General features: G+C 58.5%; 25 protein-coding genes. All 25 read right to left on the bottom strand.

What is annotated here, in order from left to right; genetic code table 11:
* Positions 1 to 7: 7 nt before the first annotated feature.
* A complete protein-coding gene (locus tag M516_RS0109920) occupies positions 8 to 778 on the bottom strand; it encodes an isoprenyl transferase (protein ID WP_029098982.1) in 771 nt (256 codons plus the stop codon).
* A 65-nt stretch (positions 779 to 843) separates the two neighbouring features.
* The gene (gene frr, locus M516_RS0109915) at positions 844 to 1,401 is read right to left on the bottom strand and encodes a ribosome recycling factor (RefSeq protein ID WP_029098981.1); all 558 of its coding nucleotides are present in this window, start codon (positions 1,399 to 1,401) and stop codon (positions 844 to 846) included.
* Positions 1,401 to 2,126 carry a UMP kinase gene (gene pyrH, locus M516_RS0109910; protein ID WP_029098980.1) on the bottom strand — a complete coding sequence of 242 codons (726 nt, stop codon included), beginning with the start codon at positions 2,124 to 2,126 and terminating at the stop codon, positions 1,401 to 1,403. The genes frr and pyrH overlap by 1 nt, the downstream gene beginning before the upstream one ends.
* Before the next feature lie 176 nt (positions 2,127 to 2,302).
* Positions 2,303 to 3,190: a translation elongation factor Ts gene (gene tsf / locus M516_RS0109905; protein ID WP_029098979.1), complete on the bottom strand. Its 888-nt coding sequence runs from the start codon at positions 3,188 to 3,190 to the stop codon at positions 2,303 to 2,305.
* 98 nt (positions 3,191 to 3,288) lie between these two features.
* Positions 3,289 to 3,999, bottom strand: coding sequence for a 30S ribosomal protein S2 (rpsB, locus tag M516_RS0109900; RefSeq protein ID WP_029098978.1), 711 nt, complete (start codon positions 3,997 to 3,999; stop codon positions 3,289 to 3,291).
* 287 nt (positions 4,000 to 4,286) lie between these two features.
* Positions 4,287 to 4,910, bottom strand: coding sequence for a hypothetical protein (locus M516_RS0109895; protein ID WP_029098977.1), 624 nt, complete (start codon positions 4,908 to 4,910; stop codon positions 4,287 to 4,289).
* Positions 4,897 to 5,406, bottom strand: a complete 510-nt coding sequence (locus tag M516_RS0109890) for a DUF6115 domain-containing protein (RefSeq protein ID WP_035289403.1) — start codon at positions 5,404 to 5,406, stop codon at positions 4,897 to 4,899. Before M516_RS0109890 ends, M516_RS0109895 begins: the two co-directional genes overlap by 14 nt.
* A gap of 35 nt (positions 5,407 to 5,441) precedes the next feature.
* The gene (locus M516_RS0109885; protein ID WP_029098975.1) at positions 5,442 to 5,780 is read right to left on the bottom strand and encodes a hypothetical protein; all 339 of its coding nucleotides are present in this window, start codon (positions 5,778 to 5,780) and stop codon (positions 5,442 to 5,444) included.
* Positions 5,781 to 5,820: 40 nt separating this feature from the next.
* Complete coding sequence (locus tag M516_RS0109880; protein ID WP_029098974.1) at positions 5,821 to 7,239, bottom strand: DUF342 domain-containing protein; 1,419 nt, start codon at positions 7,237 to 7,239, stop codon at positions 5,821 to 5,823.
* Positions 7,240 to 7,301: 62 nt separating this feature from the next.
* On the bottom strand, positions 7,302 to 8,090 hold the full coding sequence (locus M516_RS0109875) for a FliA/WhiG family RNA polymerase sigma factor (protein WP_029098973.1): 789 nt from the start codon (positions 8,088 to 8,090) through the stop codon (positions 7,302 to 7,304).
* 17 nt (positions 8,091 to 8,107) lie between these two features.
* Positions 8,108 to 8,473, bottom strand: a complete 366-nt coding sequence (locus M516_RS0109870; protein WP_029098972.1) for a hypothetical protein — start codon at positions 8,471 to 8,473, stop codon at positions 8,108 to 8,110.
* Positions 8,474 to 8,475: 2 nt separating this feature from the next.
* A complete protein-coding gene (locus M516_RS0109865; protein ID WP_029098971.1) occupies positions 8,476 to 8,961 on the bottom strand; it encodes a chemotaxis protein CheD in 486 nt (161 codons plus the stop codon).
* Complete coding sequence (locus M516_RS0109860; protein WP_029098970.1) at positions 8,948 to 9,574, bottom strand: chemotaxis protein CheC; 627 nt, start codon at positions 9,572 to 9,574, stop codon at positions 8,948 to 8,950. Before M516_RS0109860 ends, M516_RS0109865 begins: the two co-directional genes overlap by 14 nt.
* A 5-nt stretch (positions 9,575 to 9,579) precedes the next feature.
* Positions 9,580 to 10,056 carry a chemotaxis protein CheW gene (locus M516_RS0109855; protein WP_029098969.1) on the bottom strand — a complete coding sequence of 159 codons (477 nt, stop codon included), beginning with the start codon at positions 10,054 to 10,056 and terminating at the stop codon, positions 9,580 to 9,582.
* Between the two features lie 15 nt (positions 10,057 to 10,071).
* A complete protein-coding gene (locus tag M516_RS0109850) occupies positions 10,072 to 12,126 on the bottom strand; it encodes a chemotaxis protein CheA (RefSeq protein WP_029098968.1) in 2,055 nt (684 codons plus the stop codon).
* Between the two features lie 20 nt (positions 12,127 to 12,146).
* On the bottom strand, positions 12,147 to 13,334 hold the full coding sequence (locus tag M516_RS0109845) for a protein-glutamate methylesterase/protein-glutamine glutaminase (protein WP_029098967.1): 1,188 nt from the start codon (positions 13,332 to 13,334) through the stop codon (positions 12,147 to 12,149).
* A 30-nt stretch (positions 13,335 to 13,364) separates the two neighbouring features.
* Positions 13,365 to 14,231 carry a MinD/ParA family protein gene (locus tag M516_RS0109840; protein WP_029098966.1) on the bottom strand — a complete coding sequence of 289 codons (867 nt, stop codon included), beginning with the start codon at positions 14,229 to 14,231 and terminating at the stop codon, positions 13,365 to 13,367.
* A 5-nt stretch (positions 14,232 to 14,236) separates the two neighbouring features.
* Positions 14,237 to 15,553: a flagellar biosynthesis GTPase FlhF gene (flhF, locus tag M516_RS0109835; protein WP_029098965.1), complete on the bottom strand. Its 1,317-nt coding sequence runs from the start codon at positions 15,551 to 15,553 to the stop codon at positions 14,237 to 14,239.
* Entirely contained in the window at positions 15,550 to 17,592 is a 2,043-nt protein-coding gene (gene flhA, locus M516_RS0109830; protein WP_029098964.1) for a flagellar biosynthesis protein FlhA, read from the bottom strand. Before flhA ends, flhF begins: the two co-directional genes overlap by 4 nt.
* A gap of 22 nt (positions 17,593 to 17,614) precedes the next feature.
* Positions 17,615 to 18,712: a flagellar biosynthesis protein FlhB gene (flhB, locus tag M516_RS0109825; RefSeq protein ID WP_029098963.1), complete on the bottom strand. Its 1,098-nt coding sequence runs from the start codon at positions 18,710 to 18,712 to the stop codon at positions 17,615 to 17,617.
* Complete coding sequence (gene fliR / locus M516_RS0109820; protein ID WP_029098962.1) at positions 18,709 to 19,491, bottom strand: flagellar biosynthetic protein FliR; 783 nt, start codon at positions 19,489 to 19,491, stop codon at positions 18,709 to 18,711. The genes flhB and fliR overlap by 4 nt, the downstream gene beginning before the upstream one ends.
* A 3-nt stretch (positions 19,492 to 19,494) precedes the next feature.
* Positions 19,495 to 19,764 (bottom strand): flagellar biosynthesis protein FliQ, encoded by a 270-nt coding sequence (fliQ, locus tag M516_RS0109815; RefSeq protein ID WP_029098961.1) that lies wholly within the window; start codon positions 19,762 to 19,764, stop codon positions 19,495 to 19,497.
* Between the two features lie 34 nt (positions 19,765 to 19,798).
* Complete coding sequence (gene fliP, locus M516_RS0109810; protein ID WP_029098960.1) at positions 19,799 to 20,560, bottom strand: flagellar type III secretion system pore protein FliP; 762 nt, start codon at positions 20,558 to 20,560, stop codon at positions 19,799 to 19,801.
* Entirely contained in the window at positions 20,557 to 21,234 is a 678-nt protein-coding gene (locus M516_RS0109805) for a flagellar biosynthetic protein FliO (protein ID WP_143862772.1), read from the bottom strand. Before M516_RS0109805 ends, fliP begins: the two co-directional genes overlap by 4 nt.
* Positions 21,234 to 21,596 (bottom strand): response regulator, encoded by a 363-nt coding sequence (locus M516_RS0109800; protein ID WP_029098958.1) that lies wholly within the window; start codon positions 21,594 to 21,596, stop codon positions 21,234 to 21,236. Before M516_RS0109800 ends, M516_RS0109805 begins: the two co-directional genes overlap by 1 nt.
* Positions 21,597 to 21,605 lie beyond the last annotated feature (9 nt).

The raw sequence follows: 21,605 nt of genomic DNA, 5'->3' as shown, positions 1-21,605 counted from the left end.
TCTCGGCTTAAACCGCCCCGTAGCGTCGAGCTCGGCCCTGGTATTCCACAATCGCCTGATAAAAATGTTCCCGGGTAAAATCAGGCCACAGCACATCGGTAAACCACAATTCCGTGTAGGCCAACTGCCACAGCATGAAGTTGCTCAAGCGAATTTCTCCGCTGGTGCGTATCAACAGATCCGGGTCCGGGATTCCGCTCGTGTAGAGATGCCGGGAAATGACATCTTCATTCAATTGCTCCAGGTCGATTTCACCCGCCTGCAGACGGGCCGCAATGTCCTTTACCGCTTCGACGATTTCCTTGCGCGCTCCGTAGTTGAGCGCGAAGTTCAACTGGAGACCGGTGTTGTTGCGCGTCCTCTGCTCAGCCGTTTCCAGCGCCTGAATCGTATAGGACGGCAACTGCTCCCGGCTGCCGACCATCCGGACCCGCACGTTCCGTTCGACCAATTCTTCCAATTCAGTCGACAAAAACTCCTGGGGAAGTTTCATGAGAAAATCCACTTCGTCCCGCGGCCGTTTCCAGTTCTCGGTGGAGAACGCGTACATCGTCAAATACTGCACGCCGATCTCGTCGGCTGCCTTGACGACTTCCTTTACCGTTTTCATCCCTGCCCGATGGCCGGCCATCCGGGGCAGATTGCGCTTCTTGGCCCACCGGCCGTTGCCGTCCATGATCACCGCCACGTGATGCGGAATCTGGCCGGACGGGTCCAGTTCAGCAGTCGTTGCCTGTTGTTCCTTGCGCGACCATTTGCGCGCCAGATGTTCTAACATAAAGTGTTCCCCCGCAATGAGAGATATAGACATACATCCCCCTCTGATGAGGGGGATTTCCTGGCTTACACTTCGAGAATGTCCTTCTCTTTTTCCTTGATGATCTTGTCCACTTCCGCGATAAACTTGTCCGTGGTTTTTTGCACGGTTTCCTGATGGCGGCGGGACTCGTCTTCGGAAATGGTGCCGCTCTTCTCCAGCTTCTTGATTTCTTCGTTGGCATCGCGGCGGATATTGCGGATGGCTACTTTCGCTTCCTCACCGCTCTTGTTTGCCACTTTCACCAGCTCTTTGCGGCGCTCTTCCGTCAGCGGCGGGATGACGATCCGGATGATGCTGCCGTCGTTGGAAGGCGTCAGCCCCAGATCGGACTGCTGAATCGCGCGGTCGATCTCTTTCAGGGCCGATTTGTCCCACGGCTGGATCGTCAGCATGCGCGGCTCCGGTACGCTGATGTTGGCCAGTTGGCTGATCGGCGTCGGCGTGCCGTAGTAATCCACGGTGATTTTGTCCAGCATCGCCGGATTGGCACGGCCGGCACGCAGGCTGGCAAGGTCTTTTTTCAGTGTGGCAATCGCTTTGTTCATGCGTTCTTCCATGTCCTTCAGCACGGTTTGCGGCATTATGATTCCCCCTTAACCAGTGTACCGATCTTTTCGCCCATTACGGCACGGCGAATGTTGCCTTCTTCGGAAATGTTGAAGACAATCAACGGAATGTTGTTGTCCATGCACAGGCTGGACGCCGTCGAATCCATGACGCCCAATCCCTTGTTCAGCACGTCGAGGAATGTCAGCTTGTCATACTTGACCGCAGCAGGATCGACGCTGGGGTCGGCGGAGTAGACGCCGTCCACCTTGTTTTTCGCCATCAGGATCACTTCGGCCTCGATTTCCGCCGCACGCAGGGCTGCCGTTGTATCCGTGGAGAAATACGGATTGCCCGTGCCTGCCGCGAAAATCACGACCCGGTTTTTCTCCAGATGGCGGATCGCCCGGCGGCGTATGTACGGTTCCGCCACCTGTCTCATTTCGATCGACGTTTGTACACGAGTCGGGACGTTCACTTTTTCCAATCCATCCTGCAGAGCGAGCGAGTTCATGACCGTCGCCAGCATGCCCATGTAATCGGCAGTGGCCCGATCCATGCCTTTGGAGCTGCCGGAAAGTCCGCGCCAGATATTGCCTCCACCGACAACGACTGCGACTTGTACGCCCAATTCTACAATTTCCTTGATCTGAGTAGCGATGGAGAAAATCACTTTCGGGTCGATTCCGTACCCTAATTCCCCCGCCAGAGCTTCCCCACTCAACTTTAACACAACCCGTTTATAGGCAGGAAGTGGCATGTGAAACGGCCTCCATTCATGAATCATTCTCTGTCCGGAACCGGAATCCTTCCGGCACCCGCCGGCGGCTTGTTCTTTTTACGCGGATGAGAGTTTCACACAGGGATCGTGTGAAACTCTCTTTCGACAAGCCTCTTACAAAATAGGGAACACACAGGTGTTCCCCATTTCGGTTTTTACTGTTTATTCACTTGCGCCATTACTTCCGCAGCGAAGTCTTCCTGTTTTTTCTCGATGCCTTCGCCAACTTGGAAGCGGACAAATGCCTTCAGCGTAGCGCCTGCCTCTTTCAAGAGAGCGGACACTTTCTTGTCCGGATCTTTCACGAATGGTTGTTCGACCATGACGAACTCTTCGAAGAACTTGGAGAGGCGGCCTTCCACCATTTTCTCCACAATGTTGGCCGGTTTGCCTTCAGCCAGCGCCTGGTTCTTGAGTACCTCGCGCTCGCGTTCGATCTCTTCCTGGGATACTTCTTCACGGTTGGCATAACGCGGGTTGGACGCAGCCGCGTGCATGCCCAGATCTTTCGCCAGCACTTCGTCCTTGGTGCCTTCCAGCGCTACCAGAACACCGATTTTACCGCCCATGTGCAGGTAAGCGCCGAACACGCCGTTGTCGGATTTCTCCAGAACGGAGAAGCGGCGGAAGGAGATGTTTTCTCCGATGGTGGCGATTTTCTCGCTGATCACTTGGGAGAGAGGAGCGCCTTCGCCTTTGAACGGCTGTTCCAGAGCAGCTTCCAGGCTAGCCGGACGTTGTTTTACCACGTGCTCGGCAATGTCTTTCACCAGCGTTTGGAACTCGGGGTTTTTCGCCACGAAGTCGGTCTCGCAGTTCACTTCCACGATGGCTGCCACGTTGCCCTCGATCGCGTAGGAGGTGAGCCCTTCCGCAGCGATGCGGCCCGCTTTTTTCGCCGCTTTGGCGATGCCGCGCTCACGCAGCAGGTCAATCGCCTTTTCCATGTCGCCGTTGGTTTCTTCCAGGGCGCGTTTGCAGTCCATCATGCCTGCGCCGGTGCGTTCGCGCAGTTCTTTCACCGCTTGTGCACTGATTGCCATGAGTTGAACCTCCTTGAAAAATGACGAGCTGGGTATATAGTGGTGAATAAAGGGTGGACGGGGTTCTGAAACCCTCAGTCCACCCTCTTAACACTTGCTTACGCAGTTGTTGTGGTTTGTTGTTCTCCGCCTTGGCTGCCTTCCAGCAGGGCGTCAGCCATTTTGGAGGTGAGCAGTTTCACGGCGCGGATCGCGTCGTCGTTGCCCGGGATTACGTAGTCGATCTCGTCCGGATCGCAGTTGGTATCGACAATCGCCACGATCGGGATGCCCAGCTTGCGGGCTTCCGCTACAGCGATGCGCTCTTTGCGCGGGTCGATGACGAACAAGGCGTCCGGCAGTTCTTCCATGTTCGCGATACCGCCGAGGAATTTCTCCAGGCGCTCTTTTTCCTTGCGCAGCACGATTACTTCTTTCTTCGGCAGAACGTCGAAGGTGCCGTCTTCTTCCATGCGGTTCAGCTCAGCCAGGCGAGCCGTACGCTTTTTGATGGTTGCGAAGTTGGTCAGCGTGCCGCCCAGCCAACGTTGGTTGATGTAGTAGTGACCAGTGCGTTCCGCTTCTTCTTTCACGGATTCCTGCGCTTGCTTCTTCGTGCCCACGAAGAGCATTTTACCGCCGTTTGCAGCGAGTTCACGCACGAAGTTGTACGCTTCCTCTACTTTTTTTACGGTTTTTTGCAGGTCGATAATGTAGATACCATTGCGTTCGGTGAAGATATAGCGAGCCATTTTCGGGTTCCAGCGACGAGTTTGGTGACCGAAGTGAACACCAGCCTCGAGGAGCTGTTTCATCGAAATAACTGCCATATTTCACACCTCCTTCAGATTGGTTTTTAGTGATGCCTACCTCCGCCTCACCGCATCTTCCGGACAAGACTGCCGACGGGCAGCACCGTTGTCGGAATTGGTGGACGTGCGAATTCAACACCGTTAATGAATATATCACATGGCACATTCAAATGCAACAAACGATTCCATTGTTTTTTGCAAAATCGTTCCTCCCCTGTCCGAGGCGTCATCCGCCCGCCGGATGCCGGCCCGGACCGTGCGCGAACGGGATGGCGGACAGCGGCCTGCCCAAAAAAAACACCGCCTTACTTCGCAGGCGGTGTGGTGATGATCCGGACGATCTCCGCTTCGCTCGCTCCTGCCGGGATCTGATAGGTCCCGACCCGGATCCGGTTCAGTTTATTCTGCGCGCGCAGCGTTTCCACCAGTGTGTTGTCGGCGTCGAGAACCCCTGCTTCCACCAGCTTGCGGGCGACACCTTCGGCGGTCGCCTTGTACGGAACCTGAACCGTGACGGTCGCTGCCGGCGGTTTCGGTGCCGTTGGGGCGGAAATGCGGGTGTTCCCGTCCGGTTTGGACGGCTCGCCGGCAGCGGCAGGGACGGCTGCGGACGGAGGCTGCGGCGCGCGGTTGCCCTCGGGCGGTCGGGGCGTCTGCGTTTGGGGCTGCGTCGGCGCCGTGACAGCGGGTGCCTGCGGCTGCTTTGGCGGAGTCGGAGCAGGCGGAAGCGAGACGTTCTGCTCCTGGCGCAGGCGGTCGTACTCGGCTTTGGACAGGAGCACCATCTGCATAGCCTCGGCCGCCTGTTTCACCTGTTCCTTGGTCAGCGAGGCGGAAGAGGCCGGAGCGGCTTGATGCACCGCGCCCAGAACGGCCGCCGCCACCATCAGGCCGGCGCCGAATCCAACCAACAGTTCACGCTTGCCCATCGGCCTTCCCTCTCTCTCCGGAACCGGCCAGCGAGAGGATCAATTCGATCTCGCCCTGCCCGGCTCCCAGCCTTTTGGCGATTTCATCGGGGGACAATCCCTCCTGCCGCAGTTCAAAGACGCGCCGATAGCGCTCCCGGAGGGCGAACGCGTCGGCCAATTCCTCTTCGCTCGCGCGCGGAGCCCCTGAGACCGCCGCTTGTCCTGCGGCTCGCCATGCGGCCCATTCGCTTTCCACACGGGCCAGGCGCTGCTTCAGTTCCGCCACCTCTTCCGCAAGCGCCGCATTGGCTTGCGTCCATCTGACTTCCGCCGCCTTCTGTTCGTGTTTGATCTGGTTGAGAAACCGCTGCAGGCTTTTTTCCATGTCCGCCTTGTCCCATGGCCCTTGCGGCGTGGTTTCATCCGAACCGGCCGTCCGTTCCCGTTTGAACAGAAGCGCCGCCGTCATGATCAGCGCTCCCGCTCCGATCAGAATATAATAAGGAAGATCCATTGAAGTCACCTATGCTCCCATCTTGTCTCGGATGTTTACAAAGAGATGTCGATAAACCGCCCGCGCAGCGGATCGCGCATGGACACGCCGGCGGACGTCCTGCCTTCAGCCGACCCGTCCTTCGCTTCGTCCTGTTCCGCGCCGGAAGCGGTTTGTTTTTTTCGCTTTTGCGGATGTTCCCGTTCCCGAATCATGTTTTTCGCCGTCTCGTTGACGTCTGTGGGGCGCTGGCGCATCTGGAGATCCGCCAGTTTGCGGTCGTCCGTCTGCAACTGCTGCTCGTGCACGGCCCGCTGCTGATCATGTTCCTGGATGCGGCCGATCTCCGGGCTCCGCGGCAGGGACACCTGCCATTCAACCGCTTTCAAACTCATCCGGCCTCAACTCCTTCATCCCGTTTCCCACCAGGCCGCGTCAGATGAGGGTGGAGGTGGTGATTTCCCCCTCCAGCACGATAAACCGGGTGCGGGAGAACTCCTGTTTGATGAAGCGCACCAGCTTGCCAAACACCAGCTTGATGCCGGGGTACATCAGGTTGTACACTTCCACGGCAGCCGGCACATCCCCTTCCAATTCCTGTTCGATCTCTTTTTTTCGCGCCTCCAGTTTCTTTACCTCTTTCTCCAGCACGAGACGCGTATTGGTCAGCTTGATCTGCATCGTTCGTTTCTCCGGAGGCAGTTCGCCGGCGACCTGCAGCAGTTGGCTGAGCACGCCCAGCCCCTGATCCGTTTTGCGTAAATTTTCGTACACGTTTTGCAGTTCTTTGGTGATCGTCGACAATTCCTGCCTGAGTTCCGGCTTGACGCCCACTTCCAGCACGGTCGGGGTCGCGCTCGCATTGCCGATGACGCGGGCCGCGATCTTTTCACCGGCCTGCAGCACGCCGCCGATGATGAACCCCTTGGCGCCGTTGCAGATGATCTGCTTCCCGGCCCGGACCTGGGAAAACATGATGCTCTGCGACACCAGCACCTGATTGCCGGCGGTGACGTTGGCGTTTTGGATATAGGATGTCTTTACATTGCAGCCGGCCACCACATGTCCCTTGTCCTGGGCGACGATGCCGCTTCGGATTTCGATCGAGCCCCCTGCCTCCAGCTCGGCTCCCTCCACGCTGCCGAGCACGCGGATGTCGCCGGACGCCTTGATCCTGAACCCGGTCGGGACGTTCCCGCGAATGACCACCGTTCCCACAAAGTCGATGTTGCCGACGCGAAAATCCACGTCTCCGTTCACTTCAAACACGGGGAAGACGTTCACCTTGTCGTTTTCCGTAAACGACACCTGGCCGTCAATGGCGGCGTAAAGCAGCGTGCGTTCCTGATTCATCACGACGTTTTTTCCCGGCTTGATCATGACTTCCCTGCCAGCCTTCGGAGCGATGGGCTCGCCTGTCACGGCCGTTCCCGGCGTCCCCGGTGTTGGCGGCGTCTTGGCGGCCAAAAGCTGCCCTTTGGCCACGTTGGGAATATTGGTGATGCTGTAATAATCCACCCGCCCGTCCTCCAGCTCTTTGGGACGTTTGTCGTCATGCAGGAGCGTCAGAAACGGATACTCGATTTTTCCGTCGATCCCGGGAACCGGGGGTGTGCCGCAGGCGACGGTGACCGGAACGTTGGCGAATTTGGCCGGGTTGCCGACCAGTTCGCTGATGACGCTGTCCAAAATGCCGTGCGTCACGTTTTTCGCGCGCAGGGCATCACGCACGTCTTGTTCTGTAATGAGGATAGGGCCACCCCGCCCCTCGTCGGGGACGATCAGCGTGACCCTCGCTTCCAGCTTGTCCGGAGAGATGTTCACTTCCAGCCTGATGTTCCCTGTCTCTTCCATCTTTCTGCCCCCCTCAAAACCATGGATTGCTCTCGTTCTGCAATCACCGCTCCCGTCCGCTCCTACATCAACTGCGATTTCCAGCGCGACAGAGCGGAGCGCATGCGGAAAATCGCTTTGGAATGAAGCTGCGAGATGCGGGACGGAGAGAGATTCATCACCTCGGCAATTTCCGACAAGGACAGTTCTTCGAAGTAGAACAGCGAGACGACCAGCCGTTCTTTTTCCGGCAGCTTGTCGATGACGCTGACCAGCACTTCCTTCAAGCCGGCCGTTTCCGCCACGTATTCCGGACTGGGCGTCACTTCATCGACGATGTAGGAATGGCGCGCGGTCTTTTGTTCGTCTTCTTCGCCGACCGCTTCATCAATGGAGATCATCGATGCCAGGGAGGTCTCGTAGTGAACCTGCCGCAGTTCCTTCTCGGAGATGCCCAGATACTGGGACACTTCCCCTTCGGTGGGCGTGCGGAGCTTCTCTTGTTCCAGGTAGGAGTAGGCCTCTTCGATCTTCTTGGCCTTGTCGCGAATCGTCCGCGGGATCCAGTCGTTCTCCCGCAGTCCGTCAATCATCGCGCCGCGAATGCGCCACATCGCGTAGGTCTCGAACTGCAGCCCGCGGGTGTGGTCAAACTTGGCCAGCGCATCCAGCAGGCCAAAGCGGCCGTAACTGATCAGATCGTCCTTGTCCACGTTGGCCGGCAGGCTGCCAGCCAAGCGGCTGGCAACCTTGTCGACGAGGGGGAGGTACTGGGTCACCAGGTCTTCCTCCGCCTCGCGACTGCCTTCCTGCTTCCACATCACCCATTTATCGAACTGTCTTGCCTTCTCCTGATTGGTAAGCCGTGCCACGAATCAGTCACCAACCTTTACTCATCAGTTAACCGCCTGACAACATCCGCAACGACAGAGGGATCTTGAACCGGAGCAATTCGGTCGATTTGGTTTGTGTTCAGCGGCATAAACGGTTCATCGTCCGGAGCGGTCTGCTGCTCCCCGCTCTCCGGGGAGGCATCCGTTCCGTCCGCTGCTGCCTTGCCTGCGGCGGCCTCCGATGTATCCATGACCCTTGCCAGCAGCCAGCGCAGGGGAAACGCCGCGAGAAAAAAGAGAATGAAAGCCGTGAAGGCCCGCTCCAGAGAGACAAGCCAGATGTTTCCTGCCAAGGCCGTGGCCAGCGTCATGACGAAGCCGAGAAAGCCGATCCCTGTGTTCAGCCAAATGGTTCCCCACATACCTATACTTCCTTCACACCATGATTTACGGTCCGGATCTGGAGAATGCCCGTAGACGTGTCGAATTCGATCGTCCTTCCGCAATTGCCGCCGGTATCCTCAGCCACAATCCTGATCTGCGCGGATTGGAGCGCCTGCTTGCAGGCCTCCACGTTGCGCGGGCCAATCCGCATCGTATCGCTGTTGCCCAAAGACGCGAACATCTGCGCGCCGCCCGCCAGCTTGGCCACCATGTGGCGGACCGACGCGCCTGCCCGTTCCATCTCCTGAATCAATTGGGGAATCGCGGTGTCCGCGTATTTCCCCACCGTGAGCGGCCCACCTTTTCCCAGGGACGATTCGGGCAGCATCACATGGGCCATCCCGCCCACCTTGTGCACGACGTCATACAAGACGACTCCGACGCACGACCCCAATCCGGTCGTGCGCAGCCGGTCCGGAGGTTTTGCCACGCCCAGGTCTGCCATGCCGATTTTAATGATCTCCATCGAACGGAACTCCTAATGAACCAAATAGTGTTTTCAACGAATCCGGGTCCGGGATCAGGAAAAAGTGGCCTTGCACCTGATCGTTTCCTTCAAAGAAGGCGGTGTCAATCGTCAGGGCGACGTCTCCCGAATGCCCGAGTTCGATCAGCCCGTGGCTGAGGATCGCTCCGGCCATGTCGATGGCCAGCGCCGGCACGGAAGGCTGCATGTTCAGATTGGTGAAATCCGCCAGCGACGACAGGTAAGACCCGGTCAGGATGTTGCCGATTTCGTGCAGGGCGGAATACTCGAAATCGGTCCATTCGTGCACGTCTTTGTCCGCCCCCGTCATCTGCCGCAGCAGGCTGCGGGCGGACTCCATGTCCAGGATGAAGAACATGTTGCCGGGGCAATCGCCTTCCACGCGAAGAAACACGGTCACGACGATCGCCTCGGAACCGCCGACGCAATCGGCCACCTGGTCAAACGGGATCACGCTGACCTTCGGCACATTCATGTCAATTTCTTTTTGAATGAGCTTGGAGAGTGCCGTAGCCGCATGGCCTGCGCCGATGTTGCCCACCTCGCGCAGCACGTCGAACTGGAAGTCTCCAAACTTGGCAAAGTACTCCATCGCACTTATCCCTCAAGCGCGTCCAATTGTTTGATTTCTTCGGTGCTCAGCACCTTGTCGAGGTTGAGCAGGATCAGGAGGCGTTTCTCCAGCTTGGCCACACCCCGCAGGTATGCCGCTTCCACTCCGCCGACCACTTCCGGCGGCGGCTCGATGGCGTCGACCGGAATATCGATGACGTCGTTGGCCGCGTCGACGATCAGCCCCACTTCCAGCTCGCCGACCCCCACGATGATGATCCGGGTCGATTCGCCGTAGGCCGTCTCTTCCAGGCCGAAACGGCTTCGCAGGTCAATGATCGGCGTGACCACGCCGCGCAGGTTGATGACCCCTTTGACAAACTTGGGCGTGCGCGGAACGCGCGTGATATGCTCCAGCTTCTCAATCGACTTGACCTGGTTCACTTCCACGCCGTACTCTTCGTCTTTCAACCGAAAAACAATGACTTTCACTTCGCCTGTAATTTCTTTTTGCTCCAGCATGGGCTGCGCCTCCCTTTACTTGATCAGTGCGTTGCAATCGATAATCAGTGCGACCTGTCCGTCGCCAAGAATCGTCGCGCCGGAGATGGCAAAGACGTTCACCAGGTATTTGCCCAGTGATTTCAGAACGATTTCCTGCTGGCCGATGAAGGAATCGACCACCAGGCCGGCCATTTTCTCTCCCTTGCGGACGATCACGACGGCCACTTCGTCGTCACTGCCCACTCCGGCGTCAGGCACCTGGAAGATGTCCTGCAGCGAGACGAGGGGAACCACCCTGCCGCGGAAGTCGATCACCTGCTGCCGGTGCGCCATCATGATCTGATCTTTGCGGAAAACGGCTGTCTCGATGATCGAGCTGAGCGGCACGGCGTACTTCTCGTTCTGCACCTGCACCAGCATCGCCGAGATGATGGACAGGGTGAGCGGAAGCTGGATGAGGAACGTGGTACCCTGGCCGCGGACGGAGTCGACGCTGACGCTGCCGCCCAGGGACTCGATTTTGGACTTCACCACATCCAGGCCGACCCCCCGGCCGGAGATATCGGAGATGACCTCTGCCGTGCTCAGGCCGGATGCGAACAGCAGCTCGTAAATCTGCTTGTCCGTCATGCTGTCGGCATTGGCCGGATTGACGATTCCCCGTTCGATCGCTTTTTTCAGGACCTTCTCCTTGTTGATGCCGGCCCCGTCGTCCTTCACCTCAATAAAGACGTGGTTGCCGCTGTGGTACGCCCGAAGGAAGATGGTTCCCTCTTCCGGCTTGCCCGCCTTTTTCCGTTCCGCCGGAGATTCGATGCCGTGGTCCAGCGAGTTGCGCAGGAGGTGCACCAGCGGGTCTCCAATTTCGTCGATAACGGTGCGGTCCAGTTCGGTCTCGGCACCAAAAATCTCCAAATTTACTTTTTTGTTCAAGTCTTTTGCCAAATCGCGGATCATCCGCGGGAAGCGGTTGAACACCTGCTCGACCGGCACCATGCGCATGGTCAGAATGATGTTCTGCAGGTCGCCGCTGATCCGGCTCATGTGTTCGACGGTCTCCTGCAGCTCGCTCTTGCCGATCTCGCGCGCCAACTGCTCCAGCCGTCCCCTGTCAATCACCAGTTCGCTGAACAGGTTCATCAGCACATCCAGCCGCTCGATATCCACGCGGATCGTCTTGCCCGCGGTGGACACCTTTTTCAATCCGCCTGCCGGTGCCTCCGGCTTTTTCTCGACTGCCGGCGCTGCGCTGGCCGCCGCCTGTTCTTTCGCCTGCTTCACTTCCTGCTCTGCCTTGGCGGCCGGTTCCTTCAACTGCAGCGGCTCCAGCTCCACTTCCCTGATTTCCGAAATGTTGGCGATGGTCTGGCGGATCTTGTCGGCCGGCTGCATCGTGACGTACACCAGTTCAAACGATCGGTCAAACCGTTCGTTCTCGATCTCTTCCACCGCCGGTGTCGACTTGATCACGTCGCCCATCGACTCCAGCTGATCAAACACCATGTAGGCGCGGGCCGCCTTCAGCACGCATCCTTCGTCAAGCGTCACCTTGATCCAGAACAGATTGTGGCCCGCTTCCTTGGACTGTTTCAGAACGGTCAGGGCAAACTCGTCCAGGTTGTGCTGCCGCTCCGATCCGGCGGCTTCCTTCCCGGCGGGTGCTTCCGCGGCTGCCTCGGCTGCCGCAGCGGTCTCCACGGCGGAAAAATCGCCCGCCACGATGGCGCGCAGCTTTTTCACCAGGGCGGAAACATCGGCGGAACCGTCGCCGCCTTCCACGATGTTCATCACCATGCCCTCGATCAAATCGACGCTCTGAAAGATGACGTCCATGATGTCGCCGGTAATCGTCAGCTTGTGGTTGCGGATCATGTCCAGCACGTTTTCCGTCTCGTGCGTGAGGCTTGCCATGTCCTCAAACCCCATGGTGGCCGACATCCCTTTCAGGGTATGGGCGGAACGGAAGATTTCGTTCACGATCTGGATGTTTTCCGGATCGTTCTCCAAGAGGAGCAGATTGGCGTTGATCGCCTGCAGGTGTTCCTTTGACTCTTCGATAAACATGTCCAGGTATTGATTCATGTCCACGGGTGATCCACCTCCCATAATCAATGCAACAGCTTACACAGCGTTTCGGCTATCCGGTCCAAAGGAACGACGTTGTCGGCAAGGCCCGCCTGAATGACAGCCCGCGGCATTCCGAAAACGACACATGTCGACTCGTCCTCGACAATGCTGGTCACGCGTCCCGTCTCTTTCATTCGTCCCAGGCCTTTTGCCCCATCATTTCCCATGCCTGTCATGATGATTGCCCATTTGTCTACATTTGTCAATCGGCTTGCCGACTCAAACAGGACGTCGACGGAAGGACGGTGTCCGCCCCTCGGTTCCTCTTGGTGCAGGCGTGTTTCCAGCCGCCCGCCGCTTGCCTGAACCACTTCCAGATGGAAGCCGCCCGGCGCGATATACGCCGTCCCCGGCTGGATCCATTCGCCGTCTTCCGCTTCCGTCACGCGGATGGCGCAAAGCGAATCCAGCCGCTGCGCGAGCGATTTGGTAAAACCGGCCGGCATGTGCTGGACGATGAGAATCGGCGCCGGAAAGTCGGCCGGGAGTGCGGTCAACACGGTTTGCAGCGCTTTCGGCCCCCCGGTGGACGTCCCCAGCACAACCAGTTTGGAGACGGCCGCCGTTCGCCGCGGGGCGGCAGCCGCCGGCGGGGTAACACCGGAATCAGCCGTCCCCGGTTGGATGGTGCCCGGAGCGGCACGATCCGGTGCACCCGTGCCCGGATGGGCCGGCTCCGGCTGCGTCCACACCGTCTTCCGCTTGAGCATGGCCGAAAGCCGGGCGACCGTCGTGCCGGGTCTGCCCGGCGGTTTTCGCAGACGGCCGCTCGCCTGTGCCGCCGCTTTGACCCGCTCGATCAGCCGTTCGGCCACTTTGTGAATATCGAGCGAGATGGGACCGGACGGCTTGGTCACGAAGTCTACCGCGCCCAGTTCCAGCGCGCGGATCGTCGCTTCCGCCCCTTCCCTGGTCAGGCTGCTGAGCATCACGACCGGAACGGGGTGCTCGGTCATCAGACGCTCCAGCGCATCCAGTCCGTTCATGACCGGCATTTCAATATCGAGCGTTACGACATCGGGATGGAGCTGCTTGACTTTTTCAAGACATTCGAGTCCGTTCTTGGCTCGGTCAACCACTTCGATGGCAGGATCGCTATGTAAGATGTCTGTGATGACTTTACGCATAAAGGCAGAGTCGTCGGTGACGAGAACTCGAATCTTGTTCATCCGCTGCCGCTCCTTCCTTCCTCCTGTTGCCTAACGAATGAAGCGTTTCAGCTTCTCCAGAAAACCTCCGAGCCCTGCCGGTGGAGACTGCCTTCCTCCCGCCTCGTTTCCCAGGTAGGCGGCCGCCAGATTCCGGATCCCTCTGGACGCCTGCGCCTGCGGATACGCGAGCAAAAAGGGCCGCTGCAGCTTCACCGCTTTGGAAACGTGAGGGTCGTCCAGCACAAATCCCAGCAGATGGACGTCCATGTTGAGAAACCGTTTGGCCACCATCGCCAGCTTTTCGGCGGTCATCGTCCCTTCACGGGCGGAGGTGACGCGATTGACCACCAGCCGGATCGTCGTCCGGGGATTGCGGGAGTGGAGCATCTTGATCACGGCATAGGCGTCGGTGATCGCCGGCGGCTCCGGGGTCGTGACGAGAATCACCTCGTCGGAAGACAGCATGAACCGCAGCGATTCGTTGGAGATGCCCGCACCGGTATCAAAGATGATCGTGTCCGCATAGCCCTGCAGCGGCTCCAGACGGGCAAACAGCAGGTCCAGCTTGGCGTCGTCCAACTGCAGCAGCTTGGTGAAGCCGGACCCGCCGGCGATAAATTCCAGCTCGCCCGGTCCCCTTTCCATGATGTCCCACACGGTCATGTCCGGCTCCAGCAGATGCAGCAGATGCCGCTTGGGCGATATCCCCATCAGCACATCCAGGTTGGCCAGTCCCAGGTCGAGGTCGAACAGGATCGGCTTGTGCCCCTTTTCCTGCAGGCCCAGGGCAAAGTTGAGGCTGAAGTTGGACTTGCCGACGCCCCCTTTGCCGCTGGTGACCGTAATCAGCCGGGTCTGCCGGGAGACGTTGTTCTGTTGCATGCGTGCGCGCAGTCGTTCGGCTTGGTCTTGCATGTGCTTCAATCTCCCATGATCATGTTGGCTACCAGCGCAGGCGTGGCCGTCACGATGTCGTCCGGCACGTTTTGTCCTGTGGTGATGTACGAAAAGGGAAGGCCGGTCTCATATGCCACGTTCAGCATCGCCCCGTACGCTTCCGTCTCATCCGCCTTCGTAAAGATCACCCGGGAAACGGGCACATCGCCAAAGTTGCGGATGATCGCTTTTATGTCGCTGTACTTGGCGGTCAGGCTGAGCACCAGGAAATTGAGGCAGTCCGCATCGTCCCGCAGCAGGTCGCGAATCCCCTGCACGTATTCGTCGTTGCGGAAATTGCGCCCGGCCGTATCGACAAAGATCAGGTCGCATCCGCTCAGCCGCTCCATCGCCTGGACGATCTCTTTCGGCGAAAAGATCACTTCCAGCGGCACGTTCAAGATGTTGGCGTACGTCTTCAACTGCTCGACGGCGGCGATCCGGTACGTGTCCGCCGTGATGAATCCGATCCGCCGCTTGTCTTTCAGCATGCTGTCTGCCGCCAGTTTGGCAATGGTGGTGGTTTTTCCCACCCCGGTCGGCCCAAAAAAGAAAGCGTACTTGACGCCGGGCTCGATCCGGGACGGCATGGGCGATGCCTTTTCCACCAGTTCGGCGATGATCCGCGCGGCGGCCTGCCTCGCTTCTTCCTCCGTCCACTGGGCGGACGGCTCGCCGTGCAGGAGCAGCTTTCGGATGATGTCCGCCGTCACCTCTTCCGCGACCTCCTGCTTTGCGAGATGCGCCTGAACCGCCTGGATGGCAGGCGGCAGTTGGCTGTTGAGACCGTTGATCAACAGCTTTTCAAAGATCTGCCGCATATCCCGCACTTCGTCCGCCAACTGCTTGCTGTCAGCGTCAGGTGCCGCGGCTACTGCCGTTGGCGCGGAAGGGGCTCTCTTTGCCGGCGGTCGATCGGGACGAGAATCCGCCTGGGGAGCGGCGGCGGCCGTCTCTTGAGGCGTCTGCCGGGTACCGGTGCCGGTCGGCTCTGATTCTGCGGCCGGCTGCGCAGCAGCCGCCATCGCCGCTTTTTGATAGGCCTGCTGAGCGGCGTAGCTGCCTGTCTGCGGCCGGGCAGGAAGGTCGGGCTGACGGGCGGGAGAAGCGCTCGGCGCCCGCTCGGCCCCCTTGTCGTCAACGGCGGCCACCACTTCGATCCGCTGCTTCCCGAACAATCCGAACAGTCCACCGGTTCGGATCGGCTTGGAGTTGAGGATAATGGCGTCCTTTCCCAGGTCAATCCGGATTTTTTCCAGAGCGTCCGGCATGGAATCGACTACATAGCGTTTCACTCTCACGACAGGTTCACCATCCCTACGCTTTGCACTTCAACATGCGGCTCCAGCTCGCTGTACGACAAGACGGGAACATCCGGCATCATCCGCTCCATAAGCTGCCGCAGGTACATGCGAATCGCCGGAGAGGCGAGAATAATCGGCTGCTGGCCGGCATTGACCATTTTGCTCACTTCCGCCGACACGCTCTGGTAAATCCGCTGGGATGTCTCCGGATCCATGGCCAGATACGTTCCCTGCTCCGACTGCTCGATCCGCTCGGAGATGGCCTTTTCCAGTCCGGGGCCGGCGGTGATCACCCGCAGCGGCTGTCCGGGTTCGGTGTATTGCAGCGTAATTTGACGGGACAGCGCCTGACGCACGTACTCCGTCAGCACGTCCGGATCCTTGGTGTAGACCGCGTGATCGGCCAGCGCTTCCAGAATGACGGGCAGGTTGCGGATCGAGACCTTTTCCCGAAGCAGTTTTTGCAGCACCTTCTGCACGTCGCCGATCGACAGCGTGCCCGGAATCAGTTCGTCCACCAGCACAGGCGCCGTCTCCCTCACGTTGTCGATCAGGGCCCGCGTCTCCTGGCGGCCGAGCAGTTCGTGGGCGTGCCGCTTGATCACTTCCGTCAGATGGGTGGCGACAACGGACGGTGGATCGACCACCGTATAGCCGGACAGTTCGGCAATCTCCTTATTCTCTTCTGTTACCCACAATGCGGGCAGTCCAAACGCCGGTTCGACCGTTTCGATACCGACGACCGCATCGTCTTCGAAGCCGGGACTCATCGCCAGATAGTGATCCAAGAGGATCTCTCCCTTGGCGACCTGGTTTCCTTTGATTTTGATTATGTACTCGTTGGGACGCAGTTGGATATTGTCGCGAATGCGGATCACCGGCACGACGATCCCCAATTCCAGGGCGATCTGCCGGCGGATCATGATGACGCGATCCAGAAGGTCGCCACCCTGTTTGGCGTCGGCGAGCGGAATCAGGCCGTAGCCAAACTCGAACTCGATCGGGTCCACCTGCAGCAGGTTGACCACACTCTCGGGACTGCGCACTTCTTCGATCTGCTGTTCCTCTTCCTGTTGGGCCGACTCTTCCTGCTCCACTTTCTGCTTCTTGTTCATCTTCCATCCGGCGAACCCGAGCAGCCCCGCAACCGGCACGACGGGCAGCAGGCCGATTGGCGTCAGCAGGCCCAACAGCATGATGCCGCCGGCCACGATCAGCAGCAGGCGGGGATAGCTGAACAACTGGTTGCTGATGTCCTCACCCAGCCCTTCGCCGGAAGTGGCGCGGGTGACGATGATACCAGTCGCCGTCGAAATCAAGAGTGCCGGAATCTGGCTGACCAGCGCGTCGCCGACGGACATGGTGGTGAATCGGGAGGCCGATTCGGTAAAGCTCAAATCGTGAATCACCATCCCGATGATGAAGCCGCCGATGATGTTGACGATGAAAATAATGATGCCGGCGATCGCGTCCCCTTTGACGAATTTGCTGGCACCGTCCATGGCGCCGTAAAAGTCGGCTTCGTCCTCGATCTTTTTGCGGCGGGCGCGCGCTTCCGCCTCCGTAATCATCCCCGCGTTCAGGTCGGCGTCGATGCTCATCTGTTTCCCCGGCATCGCGTCCAGCGTAAAGCGGGCGGCCACTTCCGCCACGCGCTCCGATCCTTTGGTGATCACGATGAACTGGATGACGACGAGAATCAGGAAGACGACAAAGCCCACCACCTGATTGCCGCCGACGACGAAGCTGCCGAACGCTTCGATGACCTTGCCGCCCTCGGCGTGCGAGAGAATGTTCCGCGTCGTCGACACGTTCAGCGCCAGGCGGAAGAGCGTGGTGATCAGGAGCACCGTGGGAAAGATGGAAAATTGCAGGGCTTCCTTTGTGTACATCGAGACGAGCAGAATCGTCAATGCAAGGGAGATGTTGAGTATCAAGAGCAAGTCCAAAAGTTCAGACGGCAGTGGGATCACCATCATGACGACAATGCTGATGACGAACAGAACGGTACCCAGCTCCTTGAATTTGAATCCCACCGTGCATCCTCCTTTCTTCTGCTTATTTCACTTTCCCTTGCAGCTTGTACACGTACGCGAGAACTTCCGCGACCGCTTTGAACAACTCTTCGGGAATCTGTTGGCCGATCTCGACCTGACTATAGAGAGCCCTGGCCAAGGGCTTGTTTTCCATGGTGACGATCCGGTGTTTTTGGGCGATCTCCTTGATTTTCAGCGCGAGGTAGTCCTGCCCTTTGGCAATGACCGTGGGGGCGCTCATCTCGCGTGCGTCGTACCGGATGGCAACGGCGAAGTGCGTCGGGTTGGTGATCACCACGTCCGCTTTCGGCAGTTCCTGCATCATCCGGCGAATGGCCATGCTGCGCTGACGCTCGCGGATTTTCCCCTTGATCAAGGGATCCCCCTCCGCCTGTTTGAATTCATCCTTGATGTCCTGTTTGGACATGCGCAGGCTCTTTTCATGCTCGTAGCGCTGGTACGCGTAATCAAGGACAGCCAGGACCACCAGTGTGAGGCCGATGTACAGCCCCAATTTGGACGCTTCCGCCGCCGTCAGCGAGAGCGCGGCTTCCAGCGGTTTCAGCGAGAGCTGCACCAGATCGTCCTTGGTGTCCCACAAGATCATGAACGCAACGAGAATGCCCGCGCTGATTTTCAACAGCGATTTGAACAGTTCCACCACGGATCGCAGGCTGAACAGGCGTTTCATCCCCTGCACGGGATTCAGCTTGTCCAGTTTGATCCGCAGCGGTTCGGTGGTAAACAGCCAGCCCACCTGCATGTAATTGACGAAGACGGCGACGATGAACACCACGGCCAGAACCGGTCCGACGATTTTGACCGCTTCGAAGGAAAGCTGGTAGAGGATGACCCGCAGATTTTCCTCGTTTACCTGCCAGCTCGTGTAGGTGACGAGCGACTCCCGCATCACGTTCTGGAACGTGTGAAACATCGACGATCCCAGCAGGATCAACATGAGAAACGCCGCGGTCAGGCTGACGGCCGGAGACAGGTCTGCACTTTTGGCCACCTGTCCTTTCTTTCTCGCATCTTCCCGCTTTTTCGGCGTCGCCTTTTCCGTCTTTTCGCCGTTAAAATACTGCAGATCGACCGGATACAAAAAGGCAAGTCGTTTCATGCTGCGCCTCCGAGCCACTTCATCATTTCCGCAAGCGCCCGAAACATCTTTTCAAACAAGCTGTTCAGCGTCAGCAAAAATGCAGGCATGACCACGATCAGCATCAGAAAGCTGGCAAGCAATTTGATGGGCAGTCCGACCACAAAGATATTAAATTGCGGAACCGATTTGGCGATAATTCCAAGAGAGAGGTCGACCAGAAAGAGGGCGACCACGATCGGCGCCGCGATCAGAAAGGCGCTGAGAAACATGTCGCGAAACACCTTGACGGCCATCCACATCACGTGTTCGCTGCCGAACGCGGCCCACATCCTGTCGAGCGGAATCGCCTGGTAGCTGACGAGAATCCCTTTGATCAGCACGTGATGGCCGTTGATGCTCAACAAATAGAGCATCGCCAGGATGTTCTTGAAGTTGCCCGTCAGCGGCACGTAGGCGCCGGTACGCGGGTCGATCACGTTGGCCATCGCCAGCCCCATCTGCATGTCCATCAATCCGCCGGCAACCTGGACGGTGACGTACATCAGCTCGCAGATCACGCCGAGAATCAGGCCGACCAGCGCTTCCTTGACCGCGTACAGCACAAAGGTGAGATCCAGCGGAATCTGCCCCTGGACCGGCACATAGCTGAAACTGATCAGGGCCAGGACAAAGGCCAGGCCGATCTTGAACGGATTGGGCACGCCGCGCACCGAGAAAAAGGGAGCCGAGACGAAAAACGCGGTCATCCTGACAAACACCAGCAGCAGCACGGGTAGATGAAGCATTACGGCAGCCATCATTTATCCCACAAAGCGGTGCAGATTGCCGAAGATCCCCATCGTGAACTCCAGCATCACCCGCAGCATCCACGGCCCGACGGCCAAAATCGTGACGAAGATGGCGACAATTTTCGGGATGAATGCCAGCGTCTGTTCCTGAATTTGCGTGGTTGCCTGAAAAATGCTGACGAGCAAGCCGACCAGCATGCCGACGCCCAGCGCCGGAGCCGTCACCAGCAGGATGGTGTACACGGAGCTTTGGGCGATTTGCATCAAAAATTCTTGTGTCATGCTCTCCCTCCTAGGCTGGCTTGTCGGCCGGATGTCAGAAACTGGCCAAGAGCGATTTCACGACCAGATACCATCCGTCCACCATGATGAACAGCAAAATCTTGAACGGCAGCGAAATCATCACGGGGGGCAGCATCATCATCCCCATACCCATCAAAATGCTGGAAATGATCATGTCGATGACGAGAAACGGAATGAAGATCATGAAGCCGATTTGAAATGCGGTCTTCAATTCGCTGATGGCATACGCCGGCACGAGCGCGCTCAGCGGAATGTCCTGAATCGTCTTGGGCCTCTCCGCTTTCGTGTACGCCAAAAAGAGCGCCAAGTCTTTTTCCCGCGTCTGCTTGGCCATAAACTCCTTGAACGGGATCACCGCCGCTTCCAGCGCCTGCTGTTGGGTCAATTTGCCCTGCATGAACGGCTGTACCGCGGTCTCGTTTACCTTGGCCAGCGTGGGCGCCATGATGAAAAACGTCATGAACAGCGCCAGCGAAACCAGCACCTGATTGGGCGGCATCTGCTGCGTAGCCAGCGCGTTGCGGACGAAGGACAGCACAACCACGATCCGCGTGAAGCTGGTCATCAACAGCAGGATGGCAGGCGCTACGGACAGGACCGTCAACATCAGCAGAATCTGTACGGCCGAGGAGGTTTCCTGCGGCGTTCCGCTGCCGCCGCCAATTTTCAGATCGATGGTAGGTACGAGCGGCGCGTTGGCAGGCGCTGCGGCCGCCCATTCCGGTATCGCCAGCAGCACCGCGGCGATCGCCAGGAGCTGGAGTAGTGATTTCATCCTCGATCCCCTCTGTCATGACCTTGCTTCTCCATCCAGGTTCCCGTCTGGTCGGATCGCTTGTCGAGATCGTTCCACTGCTTGTGCAGCAGTTCTTCAAACGTGCGCCCGTCCGCAGCGGACAGGTGTATCTCCTCGTCTTCCGTCTGCCGCTTCCGGCCAAACGGCAGCCAATCGAGCGAAAATCCGGCAATCGGCTTGATCTCCGCTTCCGCCAGGATGAGGTCTGCCTCTTCCCCCGGTGGAATGTGCTTGAGCAGTTGAACGTTTTCCCCCACACCGAGCAGGTACAGCGACTCCCCGATCATCACCAGTTGGATCGTCTTGCCGTTGCCCAGCGGAGCCGCACTGATCACTTTGATCGGACCATGCGTCTGTCCCATCTGCCGCCTGGCGAGAAAACGAAGCAGCAGATAGATCAGGACGACGATCACCCCAAGTGAAAAGATCACCTGAAGCAGATATCCCCACATGCTGCCCGTTTCACTGCCGGGAATGGCCGCCGGCTGTTGGCCGCCGGCAGGCGCACCGGGAGAGAGTGTTCCTTTGCGCAGGGCGTCGGCTACGGAGTCTTCCTCCGCCAGTGCGGAAGCCGGAAGGGAAGCGACAATCGCGGCGATGATGCTGCACACCCAGATGAGACGCGCCCCTGTTTTCCGGAAGCCCTTCATCATTAGCCCAGCGTCTTCTTGATCGCTTCCAGCACGCGATCAGCCTGGAACGGCTTGACGATAAAATCTTTGGCGCCCGCCTGAATCGCATCGATGACCATCGCCTGCTGCCCCATCGCCGAGCACATGATGACGCGGGCGTTCGGGTCGATTTTCTTGATCTCCTTCAGGGCAGTGATGCCGTCCATCTCCGGCATGGTAATGTCCATCGTCACCAGATCCGGCCCCAGCTCTTTGTACTTCTCCACCGCCTGCGCGCCGTCGCTCGCTTCCCCTACGACGGTGTATCCGTTTTTGGACAGGATTTCCTTGATCATCATGCGCATGAACGCTGCGTCATCTACAACGAGTACTTTGTTGGACATAGATAAGCT

The organism is Brevibacillus thermoruber 423 (genome assembly GCF_000454065.1).
GTDB classification, from domain to species: domain Bacteria; phylum Bacillota; class Bacilli; order Brevibacillales; family Brevibacillaceae; genus Brevibacillus; species Brevibacillus thermoruber.
The sequence above is the reverse complement of the archived record's forward strand: the minus strand, read 5'-3'. Positions and strand labels throughout refer to the sequence as shown.

Excerpts from the sequence above, each read along its gene's own strand:
- M516_RS0109860 (WP_029098970.1), bottom strand. The coding sequence starts at position 9,574 with ATGGAGTACTTTGCCAAGTTTGGAGACTTCCAGTTCGACGTGCTGCGC.
- M516_RS0109840 (WP_029098966.1), bottom strand. The coding sequence starts at position 14,231 with ATGCAAGACCAAGCCGAACGACTGCGCGCACGCATGCAACAGAACAAC.
- fliR (WP_029098962.1), bottom strand. The coding sequence starts at position 19,491 with ATGGCTGCCGTAATGCTTCATCTACCCGTGCTGCTGCTGGTGTTTGTC.
- M516_RS0109855 (WP_029098969.1), bottom strand. The coding sequence starts at position 10,056 with ATGCTGGAGCAAAAAGAAATTACAGGCGAAGTGAAAGTCATTGTTTTT.
- M516_RS0109805 (WP_143862772.1), bottom strand. The coding sequence starts at position 21,234 with ATGATGAAGGGCTTCCGGAAAACAGGGGCGCGTCTCATCTGGGTGTGC.
- flhB (WP_029098963.1), bottom strand. The coding sequence starts at position 18,712 with ATGAAACGACTTGCCTTTTTGTATCCGGTCGATCTGCAGTATTTTAAC.
- tsf (WP_029098979.1), bottom strand. The coding sequence starts at position 3,190 with ATGGCAATCAGTGCACAAGCGGTGAAAGAACTGCGCGAACGCACCGGC.
- M516_RS0109870 (WP_029098972.1), bottom strand. The coding sequence starts at position 8,473 with ATGTGGGGAACCATTTGGCTGAACACAGGGATCGGCTTTCTCGGCTTC.
- M516_RS0109895 (WP_029098977.1), bottom strand. The coding sequence starts at position 4,910 with ATGGGCAAGCGTGAACTGTTGGTTGGATTCGGCGCCGGCCTGATGGTG.
- M516_RS0109885 (WP_029098975.1), bottom strand. The coding sequence starts at position 5,780 with ATGAGTTTGAAAGCGGTTGAATGGCAGGTGTCCCTGCCGCGGAGCCCG.
- M516_RS0109845 (WP_029098967.1), bottom strand. The coding sequence starts at position 13,334 with ATGAACAAGATTCGAGTTCTCGTCACCGACGACTCTGCCTTTATGCGT.
- M516_RS0109920 (WP_029098982.1), bottom strand. The coding sequence starts at position 778 with ATGTTAGAACATCTGGCGCGCAAATGGTCGCGCAAGGAACAACAGGCA.
- M516_RS0109890 (WP_035289403.1), bottom strand. The coding sequence starts at position 5,406 with ATGGATCTTCCTTATTATATTCTGATCGGAGCGGGAGCGCTGATCATG.
- M516_RS0109865 (WP_029098971.1), bottom strand. The coding sequence starts at position 8,961 with ATGGAGATCATTAAAATCGGCATGGCAGACCTGGGCGTGGCAAAACCT.
- fliP (WP_029098960.1), bottom strand. The coding sequence starts at position 20,560 with ATGAAATCACTACTCCAGCTCCTGGCGATCGCCGCGGTGCTGCTGGCG.
- M516_RS0109880 (WP_029098974.1), bottom strand. The coding sequence starts at position 7,239 with ATGGAAGAGACAGGGAACATCAGGCTGGAAGTGAACATCTCTCCGGAC.
- M516_RS0109800 (WP_029098958.1), bottom strand. The coding sequence starts at position 21,596 with ATGTCCAACAAAGTACTCGTTGTAGATGACGCAGCGTTCATGCGCATG.
- pyrH (WP_029098980.1), bottom strand. The coding sequence starts at position 2,126 with ATGCCACTTCCTGCCTATAAACGGGTTGTGTTAAAGTTGAGTGGGGAA.
- rpsB (WP_029098978.1), bottom strand. The coding sequence starts at position 3,999 with ATGGCAGTTATTTCGATGAAACAGCTCCTCGAGGCTGGTGTTCACTTC.
- fliQ (WP_029098961.1), bottom strand. The coding sequence starts at position 19,764 with ATGACACAAGAATTTTTGATGCAAATCGCCCAAAGCTCCGTGTACACC.
- frr (WP_029098981.1), bottom strand. The coding sequence starts at position 1,401 with ATGCCGCAAACCGTGCTGAAGGACATGGAAGAACGCATGAACAAAGCG.